Annotated in this window: 17 protein-coding genes; 7 read left to right on the forward strand and 10 right to left on the reverse strand. The window is 61.5% G+C overall.

Annotation, left to right across the window (positions count from 1 at the left end; genetic code table 11):
* Positions 1-41 precede the first annotated feature (41 nt).
* Both HX866_RS21165 and HX866_RS21170 read left to right on the forward strand, forming a co-directional pair.
* A complete protein-coding gene (locus HX866_RS21165; protein WP_177140364.1) occupies positions 42-3,650 on the forward strand; it encodes an autotransporter family protein in 3,609 nt (1,202 codons plus the stop codon).
* Between the two features lie 169 nt (positions 3,651-3,819).
* Positions 3,820-6,303 (forward strand): autotransporter outer membrane beta-barrel domain-containing protein, encoded by a 2,484-nt coding sequence (locus tag HX866_RS21170; protein WP_177140365.1) that lies wholly within the window; start codon positions 3,820-3,822, stop codon positions 6,301-6,303.
* Between the two features lie 60 nt (positions 6,304-6,363).
* Here the strand turns inward: HX866_RS21170 and HX866_RS21175 are convergent, their stop codons facing one another.
* The 7 genes from HX866_RS21175 to HX866_RS21205 all read right to left on the reverse strand — a co-directional run bounded on the left by HX866_RS21175 (position 6,364) and on the right by HX866_RS21205 (position 15,383).
* Entirely contained in the window at positions 6,364-6,642 is a 279-nt protein-coding gene (locus tag HX866_RS21175; RefSeq protein WP_177093945.1) for a helix-turn-helix domain-containing protein, read from the reverse strand.
* Positions 6,643-6,949: 307 nt separating this feature from the next.
* Positions 6,950-8,293, reverse strand: a complete 1,344-nt coding sequence (locus HX866_RS21180; RefSeq protein ID WP_177125760.1) for a TolC family outer membrane protein — start codon at positions 8,291-8,293, stop codon at positions 6,950-6,952.
* A 17-nt stretch (positions 8,294-8,310) separates the two neighbouring features.
* Positions 8,311-9,639 (reverse strand): HlyD family type I secretion periplasmic adaptor subunit, encoded by a 1,329-nt coding sequence (locus HX866_RS21185; RefSeq protein ID WP_177140366.1) that lies wholly within the window; start codon positions 9,637-9,639, stop codon positions 8,311-8,313.
* Positions 9,636-11,372 (reverse strand): type I secretion system permease/ATPase, encoded by a 1,737-nt coding sequence (locus tag HX866_RS21190; RefSeq protein ID WP_177125758.1) that lies wholly within the window; start codon positions 11,370-11,372, stop codon positions 9,636-9,638. Before HX866_RS21190 ends, HX866_RS21185 begins: the two co-directional genes overlap by 4 nt.
* Positions 11,373-11,495: 123 nt before the next feature.
* Entirely contained in the window at positions 11,496-11,954 is a 459-nt protein-coding gene (locus HX866_RS21195; protein ID WP_177093942.1) for a hypothetical protein, read from the reverse strand.
* Between the two features lie 193 nt (positions 11,955-12,147).
* Positions 12,148-13,956 (reverse strand): sodium-extruding oxaloacetate decarboxylase subunit alpha, encoded by a 1,809-nt coding sequence (gene oadA, locus HX866_RS21200; protein ID WP_177101335.1) that lies wholly within the window; start codon positions 13,954-13,956, stop codon positions 12,148-12,150.
* Positions 13,957-13,967: 11 nt separating this feature from the next.
* On the reverse strand, positions 13,968-15,383 hold the full coding sequence (locus tag HX866_RS21205) for an acetyl-CoA carboxylase biotin carboxylase subunit (protein ID WP_121135610.1): 1,416 nt from the start codon (positions 15,381-15,383) through the stop codon (positions 13,968-13,970).
* Positions 15,384-15,584: 201 nt separating this feature from the next.
* Between HX866_RS21205 and HX866_RS21210 the strand changes: the two genes are divergently transcribed.
* Positions 15,585-16,547 carry a LysR family transcriptional regulator gene (locus HX866_RS21210; protein WP_177093940.1) on the forward strand — a complete coding sequence of 321 codons (963 nt, stop codon included), beginning with the start codon at positions 15,585-15,587 and terminating at the stop codon, positions 16,545-16,547.
* On the opposite strand, the gene HX866_RS34425 is transcribed toward HX866_RS21210, so the two are convergent.
* The 3 genes from HX866_RS34425 to HX866_RS21220 all read right to left on the reverse strand — a co-directional run bounded on the left by HX866_RS34425 (position 16,489) and on the right by HX866_RS21220 (position 20,662).
* Positions 16,489-16,680, reverse strand: coding sequence for a PA3496 family putative envelope integrity protein (locus tag HX866_RS34425; protein WP_256261211.1), 192 nt, complete (start codon positions 16,678-16,680; stop codon positions 16,489-16,491). The genes HX866_RS21210 and HX866_RS34425 overlap by 59 nt on opposite strands.
* 97 nt (positions 16,681-16,777) lie before the next feature.
* Positions 16,778-17,644 carry a transcriptional regulator HexR gene (gene hexR, locus HX866_RS21215; protein ID WP_177093939.1) on the reverse strand — a complete coding sequence of 289 codons (867 nt, stop codon included), beginning with the start codon at positions 17,642-17,644 and terminating at the stop codon, positions 16,778-16,780.
* A 150-nt stretch (positions 17,645-17,794) separates the two neighbouring features.
* Complete coding sequence (locus HX866_RS21220) at positions 17,795-20,662, reverse strand: putative bifunctional diguanylate cyclase/phosphodiesterase (RefSeq protein ID WP_177093938.1); 2,868 nt, start codon at positions 20,660-20,662, stop codon at positions 17,795-17,797.
* A 311-nt stretch (positions 20,663-20,973) separates the two neighbouring features.
* Between HX866_RS21220 and uvrD the strand changes: the two genes are divergently transcribed.
* The 4 genes from uvrD (at position 20,974) to HX866_RS21240 (ending at position 25,261) form a co-directional block, all read left to right on the forward strand.
* Positions 20,974-23,157: a DNA helicase II gene (gene uvrD, locus HX866_RS21225; protein WP_177093937.1), complete on the forward strand. Its 2,184-nt coding sequence runs from the start codon at positions 20,974-20,976 to the stop codon at positions 23,155-23,157.
* A 57-nt stretch (positions 23,158-23,214) separates the two neighbouring features.
* Positions 23,215-23,655 (forward strand): EamA family transporter, encoded by a 441-nt coding sequence (locus HX866_RS21230; RefSeq protein WP_100939858.1) that lies wholly within the window; start codon positions 23,215-23,217, stop codon positions 23,653-23,655.
* A 191-nt stretch (positions 23,656-23,846) separates the two neighbouring features.
* Positions 23,847-24,716 (forward strand): Tim44 domain-containing protein, encoded by an 870-nt coding sequence (locus HX866_RS21235; RefSeq protein ID WP_177093936.1) that lies wholly within the window; start codon positions 23,847-23,849, stop codon positions 24,714-24,716.
* Positions 24,717-24,853: 137 nt separating this feature from the next.
* Positions 24,854-25,261: an SMI1/KNR4 family protein gene (locus tag HX866_RS21240; protein ID WP_177093935.1), complete on the forward strand. Its 408-nt coding sequence runs from the start codon at positions 24,854-24,856 to the stop codon at positions 25,259-25,261.
* Positions 25,262-25,316 lie beyond the last annotated feature (55 nt).

The raw sequence follows: 25,316 nt of genomic DNA on the forward strand, positions 1-25,316 counted from the left end.
ATACATTTCCGGTCTCGAATCAACCCGAGGCCGGAAAACGAATGCCCCTTATCCCTCATCAACTCGCCTTCGCGATCACGCTGGCATTGACCACTGTCGTCCTGAGGGACACACAAGCCAGCCCCTCCAGGCACGACGGCGGCAGCGCCCAATCGACATCCGTGAACTTCGACAGCCTGCAGGCCGACCAGGGCGATACGGTCGCGCTACGCGGCACCTCGATCGACTACACCAATCATCGTGACGGCGAGATTCAGGCGATTACCGGCAACGCCATCAAGGTCCGCGGGCGCGGCGTGGGTCGCATCAGCAACGATGGAAAAATAACCAGTGAGCGTCATGACGGCATCGACCTGGGGGCCGGCGACATCGCCCTGAACAACGCCAAGACCGTCACGGGTGGGCGTCATGGCATCACCACCCACCACAAGGGAGCACTGATAAACCGAGGTCAGGTCAGCGGGCTCAATGGTGCGGGATTCCACTCTGCGGGCAGCGGGCAGGTCACCAACTACGACAGCCTCACGGGTGACGCTACCGACATGGATGCCGACGGCGATGGCATACGCATCAAGGGCAAAGCCGAGATCCACAACATCGGCCAGATTGCCGGCAAAGGCAGCCGCGGTATCGATCAATACGGCGACCCCCATAGCAGCGAGGGGATCGCCATCGGCGGCGGCACCCTCGTCCAACATGCCAAGGGCCATATCAGCGGCGCCGATCATGGCATCGTCGTCAGTGACGGCAACCACAACCCGGCGCACTTACCCACCGAACTGGAAAACCACGGCAGCATCCACGGCCACAAAGGCTTTGGCGTACAGTTCATCGGCGAGCAGGCCGACAGCGTGACCAACAACGGACTGATCCACGGCGGCAACGGCCATGCCCTCGACCTGGGCGGCGGTGACGACACCCTGATCGTGCGGGGAAACAGCCGCTTCGAGGGTAGCGTCGACGGCAACGCGGGTTACGACAAGGTCATCCTCGACAGCCCCGAGGGCGGGCACCTCGGCGGCAGCCGCAACTTCGAGCGACTGGAAGTCCGACAAGGCACCTGGTCCCTCACCGGAGAAAATCCTTTCAGTACGAGCATCGAAATTCTCCCCGAGGCGCAGTTGCTCACAAAGGATGGCACGGGCCTGCACCTGGAAGGCGGGACCAAGCTGGTCAACCGTGGCACCGTGACCGGAACCACCTCCTCCGCGAACAGCGATGCCGACGGGCTGCGGGTCCGGGGCAGCACCCAGATCGACAACCACGGCCGAATAACCGGCAGTGGCGCCAATGGTTTCGAGCAAGTCCATTCATCCGGCGGTGACTCCTCCAATCCGCGCCACAGCAGTGAAGGCGTGCGTCTGAACGGCGGGCGCCTCACCAACCATGAGAACGGGGTTATCGAGGGGCAGCACAATGGCATTCTCGCCGACGCCGATCGACGGGGCCCGCTGCGGCTGGAGAGCCACGGCATCCTCCGCGGCCTCAGTGGCGTTGGTGTCAGCCTGAGCGGCCAATTCGCCGATACGGTGATCAATGGCGGCTTGATCGACGGCGGCGGTGGCGTGGCGCTGAACCTGGGGGGCGGGAACGACACCCTGATCGTGAAAAACGGCAGCCGCTTTGCCGGCTGGGTGGACGGCGGGACCACTGACGATTATCAGGAACAATTTCAGCTTGGTTTCGACCCGGACACGCCGCTCAAGGCCAACGACGATCAGGTGATCCTCGATGACGCCCTCGGCGGTAGTTTTGGCAACAGCCGCCATTTCGAGCGGCTGCTGGTCAAGCAGGGCACCTGGACGCTCACCAGCCAGGACGATTTCAGCACGGGCGCCGAGGTACTGGCCCATTTGATCAACAACGGCAGCATTCTCGGCACGGCACGGGTCAACGAGGGGGCGACCTATGGCGGCAACGGAAGCGTCGGGCACTTGCTGGTGGCCGGAACCCTCGAGGTTGATCCCCGACTGGGCGCCGCCAAGATCAAGGAGCATCTGACCCTGGAACCCGGCGCCACCCTCGCCTATGGCGTCGACGCCAACGGCAACAGCGCCACCGTCGAGGTCGGCGGCACCGCCCATCTCGATGGCGCCCTGCTGCTGAAGGTACAGACCGACGACCCATCGAACCGCCAGCACACGGTCATTAAAGCCGGCAAGCTGGAAGGTCGGTTCGCCAGCATCCGCACCAACCTGGCGCTGCTGACAGCAACCGCCCACTACAGCCCGACGCAGGTGGGCCTCACCTACAAACGCAATGACGTCAATCTGGGAGATCTGGGGAATACCAGCAACGGTCATAACGCCGGGGACGCCTTGGACTCCTGGACAAGGCCAAGTTTGCCTGCCCCGACCCACACACCGGTTAAACCGACGGAGCCGATCGCTGCCGGGCCGGCCAATACACTGCCAAAGCCTGTCGCTGCCCTGCCGGAAAATAAACTGCCAGAGCCTGTCGTCGCCCTGCCGGAAAATAAATTGCCAGAGCCTGTCGTCGCCCTGCCGGACAATAAACTGCCAGAGCCAGTCGTTGCCCTGCCGGACAATATCCGGGAACCGACAGCCGAGGAAAACCAGGACATTGAACTGTCGGACGAGCCCATGCAGAAACCGTCCCCGGACTCGCCACTGCGCCATGCCACGCGCTACATCAGCGCCGTAGAGGCGGGACAGGCGCTCGACCAGCTTTCCGGCGGCGGCAACGCCCAGTTGCGCAACGCGACGCTCAGCGGTTCCCGACAAGTCGGCAGCGGCCTGCTCACGGTCATGCGGCAAACGGAGGGCCCGCCTGACCAAGGCGGCAAGGTTCAGGTCATGAACGGCGGCCATGGCCGGCTCTGGGTTCAAGGCCTGGGCAATTCCGCCAGATTCGACAGCATCCATGGCCACCATGGACTGCGACAAAACACACGGGGCTTGGTGTTGGGCGCCGACTGGGCGCTCGACAGCGAATGGCGTGTCGGCGTTCTAGGCGGCCAATCGCAATCGGACTTCAAGGGTCAAGGTTTCACTGGCGACCTCGACAGCTGGCACGCCGGTGTCTACGCCCTGCGCCAGGACGGCCCGCTGGCCTTGCGGCTCGGCGCGGTGTACAGCAGCCATTCAGGCAAGACCGGACGCCGCGTGGCGTTCAACGGTTACCGTGATCATTTCAAAGGCGATTACGACGCCAACAGCCAACAAGCCTTTGCCGAAGTCGGCTACCGCTTCGGCGATGCCGACCTGCGTGTCGAACCGTTCACCGGCCTCGGCTACGAACGTTATCACCGCGACCGCTTCACCGAGCGCGGCGGCGAAGCGGCCCTGGCCATCGATAGCCAGACCCACGGCAACCTCAACAGCAACGTCGGCTTGCGTGTAAGCAGCGTCACCACCTTCGACAATAAAATGAGCCTGACCCCACACCTGAGTGCCGGCTGGAAGCACCTGTATGGCGACGTTGGCAGCACGACCCAGCAGAAATTCGCGGTGAGCGACCGCACCTTCAAGGTCCAGGGCGCCGCCCTGGACCGCGACAGCCTGCTGCTGGAAGCAGGTCTGGACCTGAAGCTGTCGCCCCGCCAGAACCTCGGCCTCGGCTACACCGGGGAAGTCAGCAGCCACCAGCGCAAACATGGGCTCATGGGTCAATGGCGGCTGACCTTTTAAACCCGGCTCCCGCCACCCGGCCGGGTGGCGGGAAGGTGTTCACCCTGCCCGGGACGAAACACCTCTGAAACAGGGAGCTATCTCGCACGCCAGAGGCGCAACGCCCGACATCCGTCAGGAACACGAATAATTAAATTCTCACCTCACACTTAACGTGAGGTGACAAGGAATGCAATTACCTCAACATCGTTTGAGCCTCGCCGTGACATTTGCCCTCGGCTTAACGGCGACACAACACACTCAAGCCTCTGACATCACAAACAGGGGACTCATTTCGAATGCTCCCCATGGCATTACCCGCGAAGAGGATCTCTGGCTCTTCAACACAGGGACCATCACCGGTCGAGACGGCGCCGGCGTCCACGCCAAAAACAATGGCACCGTGGAAAACGAAGGACGTATCAGCGGCAACCTCGGCGAGAAGGGTAGCGCCCTCAATGACGGCATCCGTGTTGGCAAGGTCGCCCGTATCTCGAACGCCGGAACCATTGAAACCACACACCCGCTCGGCTCAGGCCTGGTGATAGGCAGCGGTAGCGTTACAAACGGCCCGGCGGCACTGATCAGCGGCAAGAGCTACGGCATTCTGGCAAAGGGCGGCGGTACCACCCATGTGACGAACTCGGGGGTCATCCAGGGCTTTCGGGGCATCAAGTTCGAAGGCAACTTCAATGACGTCGTCGTCAACAGCGGTGCGATCATCGGTTCCGGAGGCGGTCCCATGATTGACTTCGGCGCTGGCGACGATGTGCTGTCCGCGCACAGCGGCTCCCGGATCGCCGGGTTCATCGACGGTGGCGAGGGTTACGACAGAGTGGTGCTCAATGGCGCCGGAGGCGGCACGCTCAGAAACACCCTCGGCTTCGAAAAGCTCCATGTCGATTCAGGGACCTGGACGCTGGCCAGTCGAGGCGACTTCAGTGACGGCGCCGAAGTGGCCTGGGGCGCGAAGCTGATCAACCAGGGCGCAATCGCCGGGCATACCCATGTCAGGGGTGAATATGCCGGCCCCGGCCATGCCCATAGCTTGCAGGTAAGCGGTACGTTGCGGGTCAATCGTGCATTGGGCGCCGCCGATATCGGGCAGGACCTCAGCTTGAGCCGAGGTTCGAAGCTGGTCTACGGGGTCGACGCCAATGGCGGCAGTGCCACCGTCCAGGTCGGTGGCACTGCCCATTTGGGCGATGCCACCTTGGTGGTCAACTCGACTCAAGGTCGTGCCCCGCTGCACAGCCAGCACACCCTTCTGCGCGCGGGCAATGTGGAGGGTACCTTCGGCCAGGTCAGTACGGACCTGGCGCTCATGACACCCGAGGTCAGCTACGGCAAGACCGAGGTTGGCCTGAGCTACCGGCGTAACGACGTATCCCTTGAGAGCCTTGCACACTCTGATAATGCCAAGAGTGTCGCCAGAAACCTGGAATCCGTGACACGTTTTGGGAGAATAACCGCCGGGATCAAGTCCCAAGCCGTCAGCCATGAGGCGTTTTTCTCGAACGACCTGAACAAATCCATAGTCCGAAAACGCCGGAGCCTGGACGACATCGCGAACAGTGAGCCTGACAGCGCGATAGCCAGTGTCGAGACAATCGACGCTTTACCCGGTGTGGACGATCTCCTGCGCGCCAGCGATGAAGCCACGCTGAAACGGGCCATGGAACAACTCGCCAGTAGCCACAATGCCAACCTGGGCAATGCAACCTTGAGTGGTGCCAGTCAAGTGAGCAGCAGCCTGCTCTCGGCCATGCGGCAACTGGGTGGCTCCGTCAATCGACAGACCGTGAGTTCGACCGCCCTCGCCCCTGGTGATGGGCGTAGTCACCCTGCCAATGGCCGACTCTGGGTCCAGGGCCTGGGCAACTCCGCAAAATTCGAGCGCGGCCAGAACAGCCAGGCGATGCAGCAGAACACCCGGGGCCTTCTCCTCGGTGCCGACTGGGCACTCGATGAGCAATGGCGCCTGGGTCTGATGGCCGGCAAGTCACAAACCCGGCTCAGTGGCAGCGACTTCGCGGGTGACCTCGATAGCTGGCACCTGGGTGCTTATGCGCTCCGCCAAAGCGGCCCCCTGGCCTTGCGCCTTGGCGCGGTGCACAGCGGTCATGACGGTAAAACCCGGCGCAGCGTGGACTTCGTCGGTTTCAGTGATCGCCTCAAAGGCAATCACAGCGCCACCAGCCAACAGGCTTTCGCCGAACTCGGCTACAACCTGGGTAGCGGTCACCTGCACGCGGAACCCTTCGTTAATCTCGGTTATCAGCGCTACCACCGCGATACGTTCAAGGAAAAAGGCGGTGACACAGCCCTGAAGGTCAAGGCACAAACCCAGGACCATATCAGCAGCACCTTGGGTGCCCGCCTGGTCCATCGGCACGCACTGGACAGCGGCATGAGCTTGACCCCACACCTGAGCGCCGGCTGGAAACATCTGTATGGCCGCACCACTCACCAGACTGAACAGAACTTGATGGCGCTGAACGACGACTCGTTCAAGATCAAAAGCACCGCGTTGGACCGTGACAGCCTGGTGCTGGAGGCCGGTCTGGACCTGAGGCTGTCGCCCCGCCAGAACCTCGGCGTCGGCTACACCGGGGAAGTCGGCGGCAACAGCCGCAATCATGGGGTCATGGGGCAGTGGACGCTGGCCTTTTAACCGCTCGGTCAGACCCGCGCGGCAAGAGCGGGCCTGACCACACAAGGCGATGCGGGCGCATCACACTGGAGTCTTGCGAAGCCGCACCACACCCATCTGCAACCCAAAGGGTTTGAACACCGAGTTCAGCGACTTGAGCGTCGGGTTACCCTCCCCATGCTCGATATGAACAAGGGTCCGTACCGAAATCCTGCACATCCTGGCGAATTGGCTTTGGTGCAAGCCGGTGACCTCGACACGCAAGCGCCTGACCGCAGCGCCAATACCGATCACGCCTTGGGCAAGGTCGTCCTGGATGGACTGAATCAGCAATGCACGGACTTCAAGACTAAGGGTCATTTCAGCCCCCAGTCTTGCATACGCTGTTCAAAGCCCTTTTGTGACGCTTCGAAAGCCAGCGTCATGGCATCCTGCCAAGTCCCGTTCGCAAAGATCTGGAGCGTCAGGGTGTACATGGTTCGACCTGCAATTTAATGCGTTCGGTGAGCGAAAACTGTCTACAGAACTGCAATATAGTACATATCAGCTCATCGTCTTCGCCTAAAAAACGCAATAAAATGCGTTTTTAGCCCGTAGAGCGGACAATTTACGCAATAAAATGCAGACGTATGGCACTGAACGACGATTCGTTCAAGATCAAAACTCATCAACCGAGATCGGCAACAAAAACCTCATCGATCCTGGCCAGGTCGCTCTCATTGAGGATGCCGGCGTGGAAACGCAACTTTACCCACGCCATCAGATAATCGTAACGGGCCTTGGCCAGCCCGCTACGGGTGCTGAACCGCTCTTGCTCGGCATTGAGCAGGTCGAGGTTGACCCGCTCTCCTCCCAGCAGGCTCTTTTGCGTCGAAACCACCAACGACTCCGCTGAAGCCAGGGCCTTCTGATAAGCCCGTAGTTTGCTCTCCCCCGACAGACACGCACTGAACTGGCGGCGCAGTTCGATCAGCGTCTCACGGGTCTTGGCCTCCAGTTCGTACTCCGTTTGCTCAAGGGTCCGACTGGCCTTGCGCACGGAAGCCGAAACACCGCCCCCCGCAAACAACGGCACATTCAACTCGATGCCAATGCTGTTGGTGCTGTTGCGCTGGTCATAAGTGCTGCTGCTATCGGATTCCGATTTGCGCAGGCTGGCGTAGGCCGTGACCTTGGGCAAGTGCCCGGCACGACTGCGCTCCACCTCATGCCTGGCCACTTCGACAGCCTGGCGTTGAGAAGCCAGCAACGGGTTTTGCACCAGCGCCATCCGATGCCAATGATCAAATGTCGCCGGTTCCATGGGAAAGGCCTGGAACGCCGCGGACAGCGGCGCCAGATCGTTGATGGCAAGCCGCGGCTCGCCCATCAGGGCGCCCAACTCCCGCAGGGCGGCATCCTGTTCGTCATGGGCCTCGATCTGCTGCGCCGTGGCCAGTTCAAAACGCGACTCGGCCTCAAGGATATCGGTACGCGTGCCCTCGCCCTGACGAAACAGCCGGGTGTTGCGCTGGAGCTGCTGCTCAAAGGCCTTTTTCCTGGCCTCGGCAATGTCGATCTGGTCCTGGGCCAACAAGGCCCTGGTGTAGGCACTGAGTACTCGCAATAGCAGCTCCTGGCTCTTGTTGCGAAAAACCTCATCGGCAAACAGCGACTGGGCAACGCCTTTGCGATAAGCGGCATAGGCTTCGTAATCGAGCAACGGTTGCTGCAGGGTCAGTGCCGATGTGGCACTGCGATAGCGGCGCTGGTCATGGCTGCTGCCCGCCGCCCTGAACGAAGTGATCCTGGATTCATTACGCCCCAGGTTGTGACTGTAGGACAGCCGGGGCAGCAGCCCCGCCAGGCCAAGGGCATCGCTTTCGCGCCCAGCATCGCGGGCTTTCATTGCGCCCTGAAACAGCGGGTCATGCAGCAAGGCCGACTCATACACTTGAAAGGGCCCCAGGGCATGACTTTCGAGGCTGGCGATCAAGGCAAGCAGCGCAACCGGTATCGATAATATTTTCATGACAGCAGACCAACGTCCTATTCGGTCAATGAGGCGCTCACGCGATCCAGTAGCGGTTTGAACAGGTAGTTGAGCAGCGAGCGTTCCCCGGTACGGACGAACATCTCGGCCGGCATGCCGGGCTTGATCACCAGCCCATTGAGTTTTTCCAGGGAGGCTTCACTGACCGTGCTGCGTATCAGGTAGTAGGGGCCGCCCGTTTTTTCGTCGAGCAGCTGGTCGGCCGACACCAGGCTGACCTCGCCGGCGACACGGGGTGTCACACTCTGATTGAACGCCGTGAACAGGATATCCACTGACTGGCCAGGACTGACCTTGTCCACCAGGCTGACTGGCAAGCGTCCCTCCACTTCCAGAGGCTGGCCTTGCGGCACGATCTCCAGCAGCGTGTCGCCGGCACGGACCACGGCGCCCTCGGTATGCACGCTCAAGTTGACGGCAATCCCTTGCGCCGGCGCGCTGACCTCCGTGTGCTGCAAGTCAAAACGCGCTGACATCAGCTGTTGTTCCAGGGTCAGGCACTTGAGTCGCACATCGGCCAACTGACCACGGACCTCGGTCTGATACTGCTCGACATGCTGGGAAAGCTTGAGCTGCGACTCGAGTATTTCCTGTTTCAGCAGCCCGATTTCCCCCCCGTTCCGCGCGATCTGCTGCTGCACCTGGGACAACTGGCGCTCCTGCTCAAGCAGACGATTACTCGCAATATGTCCCTCATCCGCCAGGGGGCGCAGTTTCTCCACTTGACGGCGCAGCGATCCGGCCTGGGCCAGCAGGTCATTGCGGGCTTGGCCCAGGCCGGACAGTTGGGCGGTCGCCCCGTCGATGCGCGCACGTAGGCCCGCCTGCTCGCGAGAAAAAGCCTCGCGCCGACTGTTGAACAGTTGCCGCTGCCCCTCCAGAACCACCGCCAACAACGGATCGACATCGGTAATCAATTCGGCGGGAAAGCGAACCTGCGCCAGATTGTCCCGCTCGCCCTCCCAGCGGGCCTGAGTGGCCAGGGCTTGGCGGTACTGGGCTTGCAAGGATTGGACAGTGGCCGATAGTTGGGTCTGATCCAGGCGAAACAGCACCTGCCCCTTCTCGACCCGCTGCCCTTCCCTGACCAGGATCCCACTGACCGCTCCGCCTCCCAGGGACTGGACCGCCTTGCGCTTGCCGGACACCACGACCGTGCCCGGCACACTGACGCCTTGATCCAGCGGAGCCAGGGCCGCCCAGGTGAAGAAACCACCGGCACCGAACACCACCAGTATCCAGCCCAACCTCACGAAAAATGCGGCCCCGCGCGGCGAGCACGAAGCGGGCGCAGGACGATGTTGCTTTGCGCTGTCTGAAGTCATGCGCCTGTTTTCCCTGGTGATTGACCCGCGGCTTTCGACGCGGGCTCCCGGGTTCTCGATAAACCTTCGAGCACTTCCGAACGCGAACCAAAGGCCCGCACTTTCCCCTCTTCCAGCAGCATCAACCGATCGGCCTGGACCAGAACGTTGGTACGGTGGGTCACCAGAATCACGGTGCTGCCCTGGGCTTTCAGTTGGGCAATGGCTTGGATAAGGGCCGCTTCACCCTCGGTATCAAGGTTGGAATTCGGCTCATCGAGCACCACCAGGCGCGGCCGGTCATAGAGCACCCGGGCCAAGGCCACGCGCTGCTTCTGGCCTCCGGAAAGACCGGCGCCCGCGTCCCCCAACACCGAGTCATAACCCTGTGGCAAACGCAGGATCAACTCATGAACACCCGCCTGGCGGGCCGCCTCGACGACCTTGTCCGGGTTCGGTTCGCCGAAACGGGCAATGTTTTCAGCCACGGAACCGCTGAACAGCTCGATGTTCTGGGACAAGTAGCCGATATGCGGACCCAGTTCATTGCGGGCCCAGCGGTGGATATCGGCACCGTCCAGCCGCACCACTCCACCCTGGACCGGCCAGATGCCCAGCAGCACGCGAATCAGGGTCGACTTGCCCGCGCCGGAAGCCCCCAGCACGCCCAGCACTTCCCCGGCCGCCAGCTTGAAACTCACCTGGTGCAAGGTCGTGGTCCGCGTGCCGGGAGGCCCTGCACTCACCTGCTCGAACGCCAGTTGCCCCTTGGGGGTGGGCAAGGCCATCGCTCCCGCCGATTCGGGAAACTCGGCAAGCAGCGCGTCCAGACGCCGATACGCCGACCGGGCGGCGTTCCAGTGCTTGGAGGTGGCAATCAACTGGTCGATGGGCAGCAGCAGCCTTCCCATCAGGATGGAACCGGCAATCATCATCCCGGCGCTCATCTCGCCGACGATCACCAGCAACGCACCCAGCCCCAGCACCAGGGATTGCAGGCACTGGCGAAAGCCTTTGCTCAGATGGGTCATGAGCGCGCCGGTATCGCTGGCACGGTTCTGTTGCGAGAGAAAACGCGCGTAGGGCTCGAACCAGCGTTGGCGCAACACCTCCAGCATGCCCATGGCCTGAATGGTTTCGGCATTGCGCAAATGGCTGGTGGCCAATTGGCTGGCCTCTTGCGAATGGCGACCGGCTTCAGCCAGCGGCTTGCTGGTCAGACACTCATTGAGCAGCGCCAGGGTCACCAGCAGCACGGCGCCGACACAGGCGAAGACACCCAGCCAGAAGCTGAACATGAACATTACCACCAGGTAGATTGGAAACCAGGGCGCATCGAAAAAAGCGAACAAGGCCGGGCCGGTCAGGAACTGGCGAATCTGGTTCAGGTCGCCGAGCGCCTGCGCGCCATGCCCGTCACCGCGGACCCGATTGCGCTCGAAGGCGGCTTGGTAGACACGCAGGTTGAACCGATGATCGAGATGCCCTGCGACACGGCTGACGACAAAATTGCGAACGGTCTCCAGCAGCCCGATAAAAACGAAGAATCCCACGATCATCAAGGTCAACATGACCAGCGTGGTCTGGTTTTGCGAAGTCAGCACCCGATCATAAACCTGCAGCATGTAAATCGAGGGGGCCAGCATCAGCACATTGATCAAGGCGGTAAAACAGCCCACGCTGATCAGAATACGCTTATATTCCCCGAGCACTTCTATCAACGGTGCCGTGGGCTTTGTCGTCAAGGGCTTCATTGACTTCCTTGAATATTATTTCGCGCGCGCAAAACATCAGAAGAGCAGCGCCCAGGGCACTGCTCTTGGTGAGCTCAAACGAATAAATTGACCGGGCTATTTATAAACCGGTGAAATGGCCTATTACGCAGCCATATCCAGAATATAGGGGAACGCCCCATCATCAATAAGCCAGTCGAAGCTGTTGTTAAACTCGCTGTAGGCATCCGGCTGATTGACTGCGGGCGCAGACTCGACGTGCGTTATGTCATTCTTTTCTACCAGGCCGGAAATCACTTCATAAGCCTCTTCTTCAAGCCCGTCAAACGCATCGCTGTGGGGGTCCTGTTCGCCCATGAATCCCCGAGGTTCCGGCGGTGTATAATTTGCAAGACGCTCAAGCAGCTCCTGGAACTTTAAAATTTCTTGCTCCACAACTTTTGCAATCGCGGCAAGTTCGTTGCTCCAACCCTGAAAGTCGAAATCAGCGTTGGCGCCAAAGAAAGGAGGCTTGGCAGCAGGATGTGTTGCCTCAAGCTGTTCAAGCTGTGCTTGCCAGAAAGGCGGCGTCCGATCAGGAAAGCCATGATTGTGCCTTGACATAAACCACTCCATATCACTACGCATTAATGAGCGCCCAATACCCTATCGGGCATACTCGTCGCCTATTTAATGAGACTTATGAAGTGAGGGTTATATAAATAGATATCACCATTGTTCCATGGCAAAACCAGAACAAAAAAAAGGGGAGCACATGCTCCCCCGAGGAAAAACGTTGGTAGTCGAAGGCGTTAGATCAGCCTTCGATCTCGATCAGGATCTCGCCCGGGTTGACCCGGTCGCCCTTGGCCACATGGATGGCCGTGACCTTGCCCGACACCGCCGCCTGCACTTCGGTTTCCATTTTCATGGCCTCGGTGATCAGTACGGCCTGGCCGGCTTTCACGGTGTCGCCTTCCTTGACCAGCACGTCGACGATATTGCCCGGCATGGTGGTGCTGACATGGCCCGGCGCGCTGGCCTGCTTGCGCTTGCTGCTGCCACCGCTGACAAACTCGTTGAGCGGTTCGAACACCACTTCTTCCGGCATGCCGTCGATGGACAGGTAGAAGTGCCGCTTGCCTTCGGCTTTCACGCCGACACCGGTGATGTCCACGCGGTAGGTTTCGCCGTGCACGTCGATCACGAATTCAGTCGGTACGCCCTCGCCGCCCGCCGAACGTACGCCACCGGCCTCAGGGATCGGCAACAGCGCTTCAGGAACCAGGGTGCCGGCCTCACGCTCTTCGAGGAACTTGCGTCCGATATCCGGGAACATGGCGTAGGTCAGCACGTCTTCTTCCGACTTGGCCAAGGCGCCGATCTCACCGCGCAACTTGACCATTTCCGGCTTGAGCAGGTCGGCTGGACGGACGTCGATCACTTCCTCGCTGCCGATGGCCTGGCGCCGCAGTTTCTCGTTGACGGTGCCCGGCGCCTTGCCGTAGCCGCCTTGCAGGTACAGCTTCACTTCGTTGGTGATGGTCTTGTAACGCTCACCAGCGAGGACGTTGAAGAACGCCTGGGTGCCGACGATCTGCGAAGTCGGGGTCACCAGCGGCGGGAAGCCGAGGTCTTCACGCACTCGCGGAATCTCTGCCAGCACTTCGCCCATGCGGCTCAAGGCGCCCTGCTCTTTCAGCTGGTTGGCGAGGTTGGAAATCATCCCGCCCGGCACCTGGTTGACCTGCACACGGGTGTCGACCGCAGTGAATTCACTTTCGAACTGGTGGTACTTCTTGCGCACGGCGTAGAAGTACAGGCCGATTTCCTGCAACAGTTGCAGGTCCAGGCCGGTGTCGAACTCGCTGCCTTTAAGGGCCGCGACCATCGATTCAGTGCCCGGATGGCTGGTGCCCCAGGCGAAGCTGGAGATCGCCGTGTCGATATGATCGGCGCCGTTCTCCACAGCCTTGAGCTGGCACATCGCGGCCAGGCCGGCGGTGTCGTGGGAATGGATAAACACCGGCAGCGACTGCTCGCTTTTCAACGCCTTGACCAGTTCGCCCGTGGCGAAAGGGGTCAGCAAGCCGGCCATGTCCTTGATCGCCACCGAGTCGCAACCCATGGCTTCCATCTGCTTGGCCTGGGCCACGAACGCCTCGATGGTGTGCACCGGGCTGGTGGTGTAGGCGATGGTGCCCTGGGCATGCTTGCCCGCCGCTTTCACCGCTTCGATGGCAACCCGAAGGTTACGCACATCGTTCATGGCGTCGAAAATGCGGAACACATCAATGCCATTGACCGCCGCCTTGGCGACGAAGGCCCTGACCACGTCGTCGCTGTAATGGCGGTAGCCCAGCAGGTTCTGACCGCGCAGGAGCATTTGCAGACGGGTGTTGGGCAATGCCGCACGCAGTTGGCGCAGACGCTCCCACGGGTCTTCCTTCAGGAAGCGTACGCAGGCGTCGAAGGTCGCGCCGCCCCAGACTTCCAGGGACCAGTAGCCGACCTTGTCGAGCTTCTCGCAGATCGGCAGCATGTCTTCGGTGCGCATGCGGGTGGCGAGCAGCGATTGATGAGCGTCGCGCAGGATCGTGTCGGTAACGTGAATCTTCTTAGTCATTGGAGTAATCCTCACAGGCCTGCGTGGGCGGCGATGGCGGCGGCGATGGCCAGGGCCAGCTCTTCGGGTTTGCGCTTGATCGAGTAGTTGGTCAGTTCAGGGTGGCTTTCAACGAAGCTGGTATTGAACTGGCCGCTACGGAATTCCGGGTTACGCAGGATTTCCTGGTAATACGCCGCGGTGGTCTTCACGCCTTGCAGGCGCATGTCGTCCAGGGCCCGCAGGCCACGGTCCATCGCTTCTTCCCAGGTCAACGCCCAGACCACCAGCTTCAGGCACATGGAGTCGTAGAACGGCGGAATGGTGTAGCCGGTGTAGATCGCCGTGTCGGTGCGCACGCCGGGACCGCCAGGGGCGTAGTAGCGGGTGATCTTGCCGAAGCTGGGCAGGAAGTTGTTCTTCGGGTCTTCGGCGTTGATCCGGAACTGCAGGGCAAAACCACGATGGATGATGTCTTCCTGCTTGACCGACAACGGCAGGCCGGAGGCAATGCGGATCTGCTCACGGACAATGTCGATGCCGGTGATTTCTTCGGTGATGGTGTGTTCCACCTGCACCCGGGTGTTCATCTCCATGAAGTACACCTCGCCCTCGGCGAGCAGGAACTCCACGGTACCGGCGTTCTCGTAGCCCACCGCCTTGGCCGCGCGCACCGACAGGTCACCGATATAGGCGCGCTGTTCAGGGGTCAGTTGCGGGCTGGGGGCGATTTCGATCAGCTTCTGGTTGCGGCGCTGGATCGAGCAGTCACGCTCGAACAGGTGCACCACGTTGCCGAAGCTGTCGCCGAGAATCTGCGCTTCGATGTGCTTGGGATTGACGATGCATTTTTCCAGGAAGACTTCCGCCGAACCAAAGGCCTTGGTCGCTTCGGAAATCACCCGGGGGAAAGCCTGTTCCAGTTCTTCGCGGCTGTTGCAGCGGCGGATACCGCGACCGCCACCGCCGGAGGTGGCCTTGAGCATCACCGGGTAACCGATACGGTCGCCTTCGACGAGGGCTTCGGCGATGTCAGCGACGTTGCCTTCAGTGCCCGGGGTGACCGGCACGCCGGCCTTGATCATGCTACGGCGGGCTTCGGTCTTGTCGCCCATGCGCCGGATCACTTCCGCCGACGGGCCGATGAATTTAATCCCACGTTCGGCACAGATATCCGCCAGTTCGGCGTTTTCCGAGAGGAAGCCGTAACCGGGGTGCAGCGCGTCACAACCGGTTTCCACCGCCAGGTTCACCAGCTTGCGCGGGTTCAGGTAGCCGGCCAATGGCTCGGCGCCAATGCTGTGGGCCTCATCCGCGCGCTTCACATGCAGGGCATGGCGATCGGCGTCGGAATAGATCGCGACCGAGCGAATGCCCATCTCGGCGCAGGCGCGCACGATTCGTACGGCAATTTCACCACGGTTGGCGATCAGGATCTTTTTTATCACTTGGAAATTCCTAAGCCGCTGGAACAAACAACCCTTGGGGTGCAACCGGAAAACGGGTCGGCGCGTGACTAAATGTTTCAAGCCAGTCGCGCAGTCCACACTAGTCCTACCCAGCGATAAACCAAAATCAATAATTATTGGGTCACTCATAAGCAAAAGCTTATAGTTAGACCGTTCGCAGCCCCCATGAGTGTTTAGAAAATGCGTAAGTCCTTGATGCGTATGACATTGCGTCAACTCAAGATTTTTAATGAGGTCTGCGATCTGCGTTCCTACAGCCGCGCAGCTGATGAAATGTCTCTCACACAGCCAGCCGTCAGCCTACAAATTCGTCAGTTGGAAGAGCTGATCGGCCAGCCGTTATTCGACTACGTCGGCAAAAAGCTCTACATGACCGAAGCGGCTGAAGCGTTACAGCGGGCCAGCCGGGACATTTTCGGCCGGCTGGAAAACCTCGATATGCAGCTCTCGGACATGCAGGGCTCGCTGCAGGGGCAACTGAAACTGGCGGTGGAATCCAGCGCCAAGTACTTCGTCCCGCACCTGTTTGCCGCATTCAAGCGCCAGCATCCCGAGGTCAATCTGCACCTGACCGTGGTCAACCGCGCGCAGGCGATCCGGCGCCTGTCGGATAACCGTGACGACTTGCTGATCATGTCGATGGTGCCCCAGGACATGGGGCTCGAATTCCTGCCGTTCCTGAACAATCCGATTGTCGCAGTAGCACCGCCCGATCACCCGTTGTGCCACGGCGGCCCGCTGCGCTTGCAGGACCTGGAGCCGTATACGTTGTTGATCCGGGAAGCGGGGTCAGGGACGCGAATCGCCTGCGAGGAGTATTTCAAGGAGAAGCGCGTGCACTTCTCGCAGACGCTGGAAGTGACGTCGGGCGAAGCCCAGCGCGAATGCGTGGTGGCGGGGCTGGGCTTGGCCCTGTTGACGCGCCATGCCCTGAGCCTGGAACTGGCGACCGGCGTGCTCCGAGAACTGCCGGTGGAAGAACTGCCGCTCTATCGCAGTTGGTGCCTGGTTCAGGCCAAGGACAAACGCCTGTCACCGGTCGCCCATGCGTTCCTGGGGTTTATTCGCAGTGAACGATTAAAAATCAGCGGGCTGGTTGAGCGCTTCGACGGTCGGATGCCGAGTCCGCCTGCCAGTAATTGAGTGCGGCGGTTTCCTGTTGCAGTTGGCGCAGTTCGGTGCGGTCTTCGATTGCGCGACGAAATTCCATGCGGCGCTGATCTTCCTGCTGCCGACGGGTTTTAACGCTGCTTTGCTCTTCGTGGTGCCGGGCCATTTCGAGTCTCCCAGGTTGGATACGGGAGTTTCAAGATGGACGTCCGGCGTTACGGTTTGGAGGCGCACCGATGACAGAACGATGAAATCGGGCGCGGTCAGTCGTCGAGGGCTTTTACCGACTTGGGCGACAGACGCAGGCTGCGCAAGCTGCGCTTGACGCTCTTGAGGTGGTTGACCAGGCTCGGCCCACGGGCCATGGCCACGCCCATCGCCAGCACGTCGATCACCACCAGGTGAGCGATACGCGAGGTCAACGGCGTATAGATCTCGGTGTCCTCGTGCACGTCGATGGCCAGGTTCACCGTCGACAGCTCGGCCAAGGGCGTTTGGCTCGGGCACAGGGTGATCAGGGTCGCACCGCTCTCACGCACCAGGTTGGCGGTGATCAGCAGGTCCTTGGAGCGGCCCGACTGGGAGATGCAGATTGCCACGTCGGTGGGCTTGAGGGTGACCGCCGACATCGCCTGCATGTGCGGGTCGGAATACGCCGCCGCCGTCAGCAACAAGCGGAAGAATTTGTGCTGGGCATCCGCCGCCACCGCACCGGAAGCGCCAAAACCATAGAACTCCACGCGCTGCGCCGAGGACATCGCGGTCACGGCCCGTTGCAACGCGGCCGGGTCGAGCTTCTCGCGTACGTCCATCAGGGTATGCAGGGTGGTGTCGAAGATCTTCAGGCTGTAGTCCGCCACCGAATCGTCTTCGTGAATCGCGAACTGTCCGAAGCTGGCACCGGCCGCCAGGCTCTGGGCCAGCTTCAGTTTCAGGTCCTGGAAACCCGAGCAACCGATGGCCCGGCAGAAACGCACGATGGTCGGTTCACTGATGCCCACGCTGTGGGCCAGGTCGGCCATGGAACTGTGCATCACCGCCGCCGGATCGAGCAGGACGTGATCGGCGACCTTGAGCTCCGACTTGCGCAGCAGGTTGCGAGACTGGGCGATGTGTTGCAACAGATTCAAAGGTCTGGACTCATTGTTATGGGCGAACGCCTGGGATGTAGCAGTCTTGTAGTTATACTACAAGAATTCGCGGATTGCCCGCTCCATTACGTAACTGGCCTCCCCACTGCCGTAGCGTGGGGAGCATGTAGCCGTTCCGATGGCCAACGCCTAGGGGAAGCCATTGCGCAACAGCCGCATCAGTTCCTGCGCCGCCACCGGCCGGCTGATCAGGTAGCCCTGCACCTCATCGCAACCCTGGGCCTTGAGGAAATCCAGTTGCTCCTGGTTTTCCACACCCTCGGCCACCACCTTCAGTTCCAGGCTGTGAGCCATGGCGATGATCGCCCGGGTGATCGCCGCGTCTTCGCTGCCCTCGCCCAGGCCGCGGATAAAGCTCTGGTCGATCTTCACGTAGTCCACCGGGAAGCGCTTGAGGTAACTCAGGGACGAATAGCCGGTGCCGAAGTCATCGATGGCCAGCTTCACCCCCAGGTCGCGCAGTTGCTGGAAGGTGGCGATGATGTGTTCGACGCTGTCGAGCAACTGGCTTTCCGTCAGTTCAAGCTCCAGCAACTCCGGGGCCAGACCGGTTTCCTCCAGCACCTGGCGCACCAGGCTGACCAGCTTGCCCTGGCGCAACTGGTGCACCGAGAGGTTCACCGACACCCGGATCGGCGCCAGCCCCTCGCGCTGCCACTCACAGGCCTGCCAGCAGGCCTGGCGCAGGACGATTTCACCGATCGGTCCGATCAGCCCGGTTTCTTCGGCCAGGCCGATAAAGTCCGCCGGCGGTACCTGGCCGAGGGTCGGATGCTCCCAACGCACCAGCGCCTCGGCGGCGTTCACCCGGCCGGTGGCCAGGCACAGCTTGGGTTGGTAGAAGACGATCAGTTGTTGCTCTTCAATGGCCTTGCGCAGCTGGTTCTCCAGCTGCAAACGCTCCAGGGTGCTGGCCTGCAGGCTGTCGGTGTAGAACTGGAAGTTGTTCCCGCCCAGGTGCTTGGCGTGCTGCATGGCGATATTCGACTGGCTGAGCAACACCGGGATTTCCCGCGCATTGTCCGGCAGCAAGCTGATGCCCATGGACGCGCTGACCACCAATTCGTGCCCATCGATGGTCACCGGCACCCGCAGCTTGCTGAGCAGGCGGGTCGCCACCCGGGCCAGGCTGGAGAGGTTGCCGTAGGCGTCGAACAACACCGCGAACTCATCCCCGGACAACCGCGCGATGGTGTTGGCTTCCGGCAAGGCATTGACCAGGCGCCGGGCCATCTGCTGCAGCAACTGGTCGGCGATTTCATGGCCCAGGCTGTCGTTGAGCAATTTGAAACGGTCCAGGTTGATGTGCAGCAACGCCAGGCTGCGGCCGCCCTGGCGAACCTGCTGATGGGCGTCGCGCAAGCGCTCGCGGAACAACGAACGATTGGCCAGTCCCGTCAGCTCGTCGTAGTGAGTCAGGTAGCGCATGCGCTCTTCGGACTCGCGCCGGGCCGACAGATCGGCGAAAAAGCCGACGATATGACCGACATTGCCCCGCGTATCGCGCACCACATTCAGTTGCAGCCATTGCGGGTACAACTCGCCGTTCTTGCGCGCCTCGACCAACTCACCCTGCCAGCTGCCGTGCTGCTCCAGGGCCTGATGGATGGTCGAATAGTGGCGCCGGGCATCGCGACTGCCCGGCAAGTCGATCACATTGCGCCCGAGCATGTCCTCGGGCAGGTAGCCGGTCACCTGGCTGAAGGCCTGGTTGATCGCCAGCAAGGTGTAATTCGGGTCGAAAATCACGATGCCTTCGCTGGCCGCTTCGAAGACCGTCGCAGCCAATTGGCGCTGGGCTTCCTGTTCCTTGTGCGCGCTGATATCGCGGCGGGTGCCGACCATGCGCAGCACGCGACCGCTGCCGGAGCGCTCGACCGCCCGTCCACGGTCTTCGATCCAGACCCAATGGCCATCGCCATGCCGGATCCGGTATTCAATCTGATAATCCTCGCTGCGGCCCTTCAAGTGTTCCACCAACGCGCGCTTGAGCGTCGGCACATCGTCGGGGTGCAGACGTGGCTTGAGGTGGCTGAGCATCGCCGTCACGTATTTCGGGTCGAGGCCGAACAGCTCCTTGAGCTGGGTGTGATGGACTTCGTCGGTCTGCAGATTCCAGTCCCACAGCCCCAGTTCGCTGGCCTGCAGGGCCAGGGCCAGGCGCGCTTCGCTTTTGCTCAGGGCCCGGTTCGCCACGTCCAGCTCCAGGCTGCGCTGGACCACCCGGCCCTCCAGGCCAACCTGGGCGTCACGCAACTCCTGTTCGGCGCGGCGACGCTGTTCGATTTCCCGCGCCAGTTCGTGGTTCAGCTGTTCGCTGCGGGCATGGGCGTGTTGCAGGCTCTCGATCAGTGCCTGGTTCTGGAAGCGCCGCAACAGGCCGCGCTGGATCAGCCGGTTGACCTGCAAGGCCACCACACTCAGTGATACCAGCAGAATCAGCCCCAGCCAGCCCCAGCCTTGTTGCTCCTCGGTACCGCCCCAGAACAGGTAGCCGATGGCCGGCAACAGGCACGGCAGGGTAAAGGTCAGGAACGCCGGGATGCTCACGGCGTAGGCCACACTGGCGGAGAGGGTCGCGGCACCGATCAGGCCGAAGACCCAGGCCTGCTGGAGAAAACTGTCGGTGGGCACCAGGGCGATGCCGGCGCAGGCCAGGGTCAGGCCGCTGACCGCCGAACCCAACAGGAACGTCCGCCGCCAGATCGGCTGGGCCTGCCGACTGGGCATCGCCGAATCGAACGCCGCCACCTGGATCACGCGCAAGGCCACCAGCGCCATCAACCACACCAGCCAAACGCTGACCAGCAGATAACGCTGCGGGCTCCAGAGCAACCAGGCGCAGACCAGACCGTTCAACAACATGAATAAAGTCGGCAACAACGACCCCTGGTACAGCAGGCGCGTACGCTCGACCGTCAGCTCAGTGGCGAATTGCTTGCGGATAACCCGCCCAGCCACCATCGGGGGGCTCAGCGCGTCGAAGCTCTGGGTCATGGGCAGTATTCTTATAATGGTTAGCCATAAACGTGGCAGGAGCATACACAAGCATCCGGCCGGACCAAACTGCCCCAGGTCATAAAATGTAATGAATTAACCGGGGCCCTGCCCCCTTGTGCAGGGCCAGAGCAAGACACGGCGCCGCCTGTAGCCAATGACTGACCGGTCGTCATAGCTGATCTTTTTTATCCGCCGAGGCCCCCGACAACCTGCGCCCTCCTCAATCCCCTACAGGGGATTGAGGTCCCACGTCGCCCCGCTCAGCATTAGGGTTTGCCCGCCCAGGCCCGGCACCCTAGAATGCGGCGATGCGCGATGATCTCTCCTTTTTGCTGAATTCCCTCAACGATGCCCAACGCCAGGCCGTAGCCGCCCCCGTTGGCCGTCAGTTGGTTCTGGCCGGTGCCGGCTCGGGTAAAACCCGGGTGCTGGTGCACCGTATCGCCTGGTTGATCCAGGTCGAAAACGCCTCGTCCCATTCGATCCTGTCGGTGACCTTCACCAACAAGGCCGCTGCCGAGATGCGCCATCGCATCGAGCAGTTGCTGGGCATCAGCCCGGCCGGCATGTGGGTCGGCACCTTCCACGGCCTGGCGCACCGCCTGTTGCGGGCGCACTGGCAGGAAGCCGGCCTGAGCCAGACTTTCCAGATCCTCGACAGCGACGACCAGCAACGGCTGGTCAAGCGGGTGATCCGCGACCTCGGCCTCGACGAGCAGCGCTGGCCGGCCCGCCAGGCCCAGTGGTTCATCAACGGCCAGAAAGACGAAGGCCTGCGGCCCAAGCACATCCAGGCCAGCGGCGACCTGTTCCTGGCGACCATGCGCAGCATCTATGAAGCCTACGAGGCCGCCTGCGCGCGCGCCAACGTGATCGACTTCTCCGAACTGCTGCTGCGCGCCCTGGACCTGTGGCGCGACCACCCGGGCCTGCTGGCGCACTACCAGAAGCGCTTCCGGCACATCCTGGTGGACGAGTTCCAGGACACCAACGCCGTGCAGTACGCCTGGTTGCGCCTGCTGGCCCAGGGCGGCGACAGCCTGATGGTGGTCGGCGACGACGACCAGTCGATCTACGGCTGGCGCGGCGCGAAAATCGAGAACATCCACCAGTATTCCGCCGACTTCGCGGACGCCGTGACCATCCGTCTGGAGCAGAACTACCGCTCCACGGCCGGCATCCTCAAGGCCGCCAACGCCCTGATCGCCCACAACACCGGGCGCCTGGGCAAGGAGTTGTGGACCGATGGTGGCGATGGCGAGGCGATCAACCTCTATGCCGCCTTCAACGAACATGACGAAGCGCGCTACGTGGTGGAAACCATCGAAAGCGCCCTGAAAACCGGCCTGGCCCGTAGCGATATCGCCATCCTGTATCGCTCCAACGCCCAATCCCGGGTACTTGAAGAAGCCTTGCTGCGCGAACGTATCCCGTACCGCATCTACGGCGGCCAGCGCTTCTTCGAACGGGCTGAAATCAAGAACGCCATGGCCTACCTGCGCCTGCTGGAAGGCCGTGGCAACGACGCGGCGCTGGAACGGGTGATCAACGTCCCGGCCCGTGGGATCGGCGAGAAAACCGTCGAGGCCATTCGCGAACACGCCCGCCACAGCGAACTGTCGATGTGGGAAGCCATGCGCCAACTGGTTGCCAACAAAGGCCTGACCGGCCGTGCCGCCGGGGCGCTGGGGGTATTTGTCGAACTGATCGAGGACCTGGCGACGAAAACCCGGGAAATGCCGCTGCACCTGATGACCCAAGTGGTCATCGAGCAGTCCGGACTGATCGCCTACCACGAAGCGGAAAAAGGCGAGAAAGGCCAGGCCCGGGTGGAAAACCTCGAGGAACTGGTCAGCGCCGCACGTAACTTCGAAGCCGCCGAAGAAGACGCCGAGCTTACGCCGCTGGCCGCCTTCCTCGGCCACGCGTCGTTGGAGGCCGGCGACACCCAGGCCGACGAACACGAAGACAGCGTTCAACTGATGACCCTGCACAGCGCCAAGGGCCTGGAATTCCCCTATGTGTTCCTGGTGGGCATGGAAGAAGGCCTGTTCCCCCACAAGATGAGCCTGGAAGAACCCGGCCGCCTTGAGGAAGAACGCCGGCTGGCCTACGTGGGCATCACCCGGGCGATGCAGAACCTGGTACTGACCTACGCCGAGACCCGCCGCCTGTACGGCAGCGAGACCTACAACAAGGTCTCGCGCTTCGTACGCGAAGTGCCGAAAGGCCTGATTCAGGAAGTGCGCCTGTCCAACAGCGTCAGCCGACCGTTCGGCGGCGCCCAGGCCCAGGTCAGCAGCAGCCTGTTCGGCGGCAGCGATATTCCGGATACCGGTTTCAGCCTTGGCCAGACCGTGCGCCACAGCCTCTTCGGCGACGGCGTGATCCTCAACTTCGAAGGCGCCGGTGCCCAGGCCCGGGTCCAGGTGAATTTCAGCGAAGGCAGCAAATGGCTGATGCTCGGCTACGCCAAGCTGGAAGCGGTCTAGTTGTGGCAAGGGGGCTGGAAGTACCGCCCCCTCATTCAATCGAGGTCGTGACATAGCATGGGTTCAGGCTTCTTTTCCTCGTGGACATTCTGGGCCCTGCTGTCGGCGACCTTCGCCGCCCTGACGGCGATTTTCGCCAAGATCGGCATCGACAACGTCAACTCGGACTTCGCCACCCTGCTGCGAACTATCGTGGTATTGGTCAGCCTGGCCTTGATTTTGTACGCAACGGGCCAATATCAGTCATTGAGTTCGATTTCCGCCAAGAGCTATCTGTTCCTGCTGTTATCGGGCCTGGCCACCGGCGCCTCATGGTTGTGCTACTTCCGTGCGCTGAAGGTCGGCCCGGCTTCGCTGGTGGCTCCGGTGGACAAGCTCAGCGTGGTGTTTGTCGCCGTGATCAGCGTACTGCTGCTGGGCGAGAAGCTCGACCTGCGCCAATGGGGCGGTATCGGCCTGATTACCGCCGGCGTGGTCATGCTGGCTCTCCGACGCTAATCGGAAACATTTCGCACAGAGTTTATCGACTCGCCTTACGCGACAAACGGCATCGGCGCTATAGCCTTTCATGAAACCTTCAGGTGGTGCATGAGAGGATCAGGCAAAAGCCGGAAACACTCTCTCGCTAGCCAGTAACATTTCACCTGTGCAGTATGGCGCGCGTGCACTCCACAAACGGGAATACCCTTATGCAACGTTTTCTCAGTATCGCCTTGGCGCTTGTCATCGGTCTGACGATGAGCCTCGACGCGAACGCCAAACGCTTCGGCGGTGGCAAAAGCATGGGTTCGGCACCCAGCCATCAAACCAGCCAAATGGCCCCTTCCGCCGGTGTCGGCGGTGCTGCCGCAACCGCAGGTGCTGCCGGTGCCGCGGGCGCTGCTGCCAAAGCCGGCGGCGCTTCGCGCTGGCTCGGCCCTCTGGCCGGCATCGCCGCCGGTGGCCTGCTCGCCTCCATGTTCATGGGCGGCGGCTTCCAGGGCATGCAGTTCTTCGACATCCTGATCATGGCGGTCATCGCCTTCATGATCTTCCGCTTCATTGCCGCCCGTCGACGCAAGCAACAGGAGCACATGGCTCCAGCCGGTGCGCCGTTCCAGCGTGAAGTGTTCGAGCAGCAGGCCCAGCCGCAGAACTCGATCTTCGGCGGTTCCGCCCCTGTTGCCCAACGCCGCGCAATCGTCGCACCGGCCTGGTTCAACGAGGAGCGCTTCCTGGAAGCTGCCCGCAGCCACTTCCAGGCCCTGCAGCAGCACTGGGACGCCAACGAGATGGACAAGATCGCCGAGTTCGTCACCCCGCAGATGCTGCAGTTCCTGAAACAGGAGCGCGCGAATGAAGGCGACGGCTTCCAGTCCACCTACATCGACAACCTGCACGTGCAGTTGGACGGCCTGGACGATCGCGCCGACAAGACCATCGCCACCCTGACTTTCAGCGGTGTGTCGAAGAACTCGCGTTTCGACCAGGGCGAAGCCTTCAGCGAAAGCTGGAACATGGAGCGCCCACAAGGCGACAACCAGCCTTGGCTGGTGGCCGGTATCCGCCAGAACGGCTGATCCACCGCGCGCGCTGAAAAAAGCTACAAGAGCCCCGGACCTGTCCGGGGCTTTCGCATTTCACAATTGTACTTTTTGCAAGCTACTGTATAAGACCCGGGATACGAACCGCGCCATAAAGCAAGAGGATTGAGGCCGTGGAAGAAGTCATTGAACAATTGCGTGAAGCCAACGAACCCGTACCGGTGCCTTTGGAGTTGCCCGACGAGGATCAATTGGTCGAAATCGAGGAGGAGTTGTTCATCAACATCCCCTTCGTTTTCAAGGAATTCCTGCTGACCGTCAGTGACGTGGTCTATGGCAGCCTGGAACCGGTGACCGTCACCGATCCGCAATCGCACACCTACCTGCCGGAAGTCGCGGCTAATGCCTGGGACAGTGGTGTGCCGCGGGAGCTGATCCCGATCTGCCAGGATGGTGAGGACTACTACTGCGTCGAGGAAGACGGCACCGTGGTGCTGTGGTCCGGCGAAGAAGAGCTGATCACCGAGGAGTCCTGGGAATCGGTCTGGCACTGGGCGCGGGATGTCTGGCTGGAAAGCTGATCAACTCTTGATCGACGCCGACTCCTTGTAGGAGCCGGCTTGCTGGCGATAGCGA

It is taken from the genome of Pseudomonas gingeri, from assembly GCF_013386165.1.
Classification (GTDB): domain Bacteria; phylum Pseudomonadota; class Gammaproteobacteria; order Pseudomonadales; family Pseudomonadaceae; genus Aquipseudomonas; species Aquipseudomonas gingeri_C.